Origin of the sequence: Vibrio sp. 10N.261.51.F12 (assembly GCF_041471725.1) — a bacterium.
Taxonomy (GTDB): Bacteria; Pseudomonadota; Gammaproteobacteria; order Enterobacterales; family Vibrionaceae; genus Vibrio.
The window spans coordinates 420,165-424,063 of sequence record NZ_JBFROV010000014.1; the positions used below are offsets into that span (position 1 = coordinate 420,165).

Sequence of the window (3,899 nt, forward strand, 5' to 3'; positions counted from 1 at the left end):
GAACCTAAAAGGTTCAGCGCTTTTTTAACGTCAGTATCGACTTCGTTTTAATATGAGTTCGGCTTGCTACAAATAATTGATATTTATAGCGGCCATTTTTTGAACTTATCCAACGACGACCATTCTTCAACTTAGAGGCCTGAGATATGCAAGGAATCGTTTTTCTGCGAATTTAAAAACCGCTAGGATAATAAAGGTCAATGCCATATAGAACAATCCAGCAGCTAGGAATGATTCAAATGGCGCGTAATAACGGGCATTGACTAAGCGAGCCGCCCCCGTTAAATCCATAATCGTGACAATACCCGCGACCGCTGAGCCATGTAACATAAAGATAACTTCGTTACTGTAAGCAGGAAGCGCACGACGCAATGCACTCGGCAAGATAATACGACGGTACGTTTTCCAGTATCCCATACCGTAGGCTTTCGCCGCTTCGACTTCTCCTTTTGGCAAGCCATTTATTGCGCCACGAATAATTTCAGACGTATACGCTGATGTATTGAGAACAAACGCGACAAGTGCACAGAACCATGCGTTTTCCCAAAGGGTATCTTTTACCGGAAAAAACTGATCCATACCGTAATAAATTAAGTAAAGTTGCACCAGTAACGGGGTGCCACGGAAAAAATAAATAAATGCCCAAGATGGCGCGATGGCAAAGTAGTTATTGCTATTTCGAGCGATGGCAAGGGGGATAGCGACGCAAAGACCAATGACTAGCGACAATGACACCAACCATGCTGTAGTCCACAGTCCATCGAGATAAACCGGAAAACTATCGATAATAATAGAAAAGTCCATATCTACCTCACGTGAATGCTAAATTTGCGCTCAACCAGCTTCAATAAACCTGTTGATACCGCGGTGAAAAACAAGAAAATGATCGCGACTGACATATAAAAAGTGAAGGGCATTTTGGTTGAACCAGCAGCAAGGGAGCTGACCCGTACCATATCTTCCAAACCAATAATCGAAACCAATGCCGTCGTCTTGAGTAATACCAGCCAGTTATTACCGAAGCCAGGGAGAGCATGTCGGATCATTTGTGGCAAAAGGATGCGCCTAAAGGCCATAGGCCCACTCATTCCATAGGCTTTGGCCGCTTCCATTTCGCCTTTGTCGACGGCCATAATGGCGCCACGAAAAGTTTCTGCCATATACGCGCCAAAGATGAAACCAATGGTCAGCACACCAGCAATAAATGGAGAGACGTCAATATAATCCGGTAGGTAAGCGGTCCACTCATGGTTCGGGTTGCTCGAGGTAAACCACTCATTCAACCATTCATTAACAGCATACAAGCTATTATTGAGTAATATTTGCCCACCAAAGAATATCAACATCATCAAAACAAGATCGGGGATCCCACGGATAATGGTGGTATATAATGTGGCGATCGCACGAGCCCACCGATAGGGAGCAAGTTTAGCCAGCGCGCCTAACATGCCTAGAAGCATTGCGAGAATCAATGACAACACGGCCACTTCTATCGTCAGCACAGCCCCTTTGAGGATGGAGGCTTCATATCCTTGTAAATCGAGCATAGTTTCTTCCAACTGCGAAACTTAAGCATTGATAATTCTACCATACGGGTCGTTGACTCGTATTTTGGTAAAAAGGCTTGAGATAACACTCAAGCCTTATCAATGAGCGGTTAGATAAGCGGGTTACTTACCGTATACGTCATAATTAAAGTATTTTGCAGCAATCTCTTGATAAACACCCTTCTCGCGTAGTGACAAAATAGCCGCATCCAGTTGTTTAGTTAGATCTTTGTCTTGTTTACGGACAGCAATACCAAAACCATCACCAAACCATTTAGGGTCAGTTAATGAAGGGCCAACGAATTCATAGGCATCGCCACCTTCTTTTTTCAGTACACCATCTTCAAGAGCAGAGGCATCACCCAATACCGCCGCGATACGACCGTTACCAAGGTCAAGGTAAGCTTCATCAAACGAACCGTAGCGTACGATTTCAACACTGTCACCGAAGTTATCAGTTAAGTATTTATCATGGGTCGTTGCACGCTGAACACCGATTTTCACACCATTAAGGTTGTCGAAATCAATACCCGCGTCTTTTTTCGCAATAAATTTGTTCGGAATAAGTGCGTATTTACCCGTAAAATCAATTTTCTTTTTACGTTCTTCAGTAATCGACATCGCGGCGATAATCGCATCATATTTACGCGCCAATAGGGAAGGAATAATGCCATCCCAATCTTGAGGAACGATGACACATTTCGCTTTTAGCTCTTCACACAGAGCGTTAGCCATATCAACATCAAAACCTTTTAGGGAGCCATCGGCTTCTGTCCAACTAAATGGAGGATACGCACCTTCAATACCAAAGCGCACTGTTTTCCATTCCTTTGCTTGTGCTACTCCAGTTGCTGCTGTCGCAATAATTGCCGCTGCTAATAACCACTTTTTCATTTCCATACTCCTGTGATTTACATTATTTTTAACTTAACGTTATTTTAGTGTTGTGTTGCTTTTATGTTGTGTTGCTTTTTATTCATTATTGTATGACGCGTCGTCTTATCTATTGGCGTATCAAGTATCAGACGCGTACCAATGTTTTGCGCATCGGTAACGATTAGCAGCACTGCCAACCGCTTGATAATTAGTAAATAGACGAAATGAATTGCTTCAAACGTTCTGATTCTGGTGATGTAAATAACTGCGCAGGGTCCCCCTGCTCTTCAACCAAGCCTTGATGCAGAAACATCACGTGATTCGATACATCACGGGCAAACGCCATTTCATGAGTCACCACCAACATGGTGCGCCCTTCTTCTGCTAAATCACGCATTACACCCAAAACCTCCCCAACCAATTCAGGGTCGAGAGCAGACGTTGGCTCATCAAATAGCATCACTTCAGGTTCGACAGCAAGCGCTCTTGCAATTGCCGCTCGTTGCTGTTGACCGCCAGACAAATGGCCAGGGTAATAATCTTTACGCTCATACAATCCGACTTTTTTGAGTAACAATTCTGCATTTTCTATCGCTTGTGCTTTCGGAACGCCCAACACATGAACAGGGGCTTCGATTACATTCTCTAGTACGGTCATGTGAGACCAAAGATTGAAACCCTGAAAAACCATAGCTAAACGCGAACGGATGCGTTGAACTTGCTTTTCATTAACGGGAACGGCCTCACCGGAGCGATTGTTTTTCATTTGAATCAATTCACCATTGACCCAAATTTCACCTAAAGTAGGAGTTTCGAGGAGGTTGATGCAACGAAGGAAGGTACTTTTTCCAGAGCCCGATGAGCCAATAATTGATACTACATCGCCTTTATGAGCGGTAAGGGAAATCCCCTTTAAAACTTCATTTTGACCAAATGTCTTATGCAGTTCTTTTATGTCCAGCGCTGGTACATCATTCATGCGCTTGTGCTCCCTGTATTTTATGGACTGCTAAGGTACTCCGACCTTTTGATATTCGATACAAGCTAGCACTACAAAGTGGTGTTTGCAACAAATTATTAACCTAATATACTGATTAATACAGCGATTATAACTGAGATAATATGCACATTAAAGTGCTTTAAACTCGAAATTATGAATATTACCACCACTTTGATGCAAAACTAGTCAACAATCAACCAGCAATTCAACGCCTTGTATATATTTCTCAAATGTTACATAAATACCACTAGTGATAGAATTTAAAACTATAGAATAAGCAAATCGCCAGATCATTAGCCTGACTTATCACTCATTAGCAGGACTTATCACATGTGAGGCTGAGTTGATAATAGCCGATTGGGTCAAGACGCAATCCGTCTTCTCAATTACGTAACCAAACGTAAAAAAGCACGCTAAGCGTGCTTTTTATTCATTTAAAAGCGATTATCCGTTCGCTAACCATTAACCATTAACCA

4 protein-coding genes are annotated in these 3,899 nt (G+C 42.6%); all 4 read right to left on the minus strand.

Translation table 11 applies throughout. From position 1 onward, the window contains the following. Window positions 1-126 precede the first annotated feature (126 nt). The 4 genes from AB4405_RS09175 to AB4405_RS09190 all read right to left on the minus strand — a co-directional run bounded on the left by AB4405_RS09175 (window position 127) and on the right by AB4405_RS09190 (window position 3,402). A complete protein-coding gene (locus AB4405_RS09175; protein ID WP_372060522.1) occupies window positions 127-804 on the minus strand; it encodes an ABC transporter permease in 678 nt (225 codons plus the stop codon). Window positions 805-806: 2 nt separating this feature from the next. Then, a complete protein-coding gene (locus AB4405_RS09180; RefSeq protein ID WP_372060523.1) occupies window positions 807-1,547 on the minus strand; it encodes an ABC transporter permease in 741 nt (246 codons plus the stop codon). A 123-nt stretch (window positions 1,548-1,670) separates the two neighbouring features. Beyond that, complete coding sequence (locus AB4405_RS09185) at window positions 1,671-2,441, minus strand: ABC transporter substrate-binding protein (protein ID WP_198593104.1); 771 nt, start codon at window positions 2,439-2,441, stop codon at window positions 1,671-1,673. 190 nt (window positions 2,442-2,631) lie between these two features. Further along, complete coding sequence (locus tag AB4405_RS09190; protein ID WP_102471622.1) at window positions 2,632-3,402, minus strand: ABC transporter ATP-binding protein; 771 nt, start codon at window positions 3,400-3,402, stop codon at window positions 2,632-2,634. Window positions 3,403-3,899: the final 497 nt, after the last annotated feature.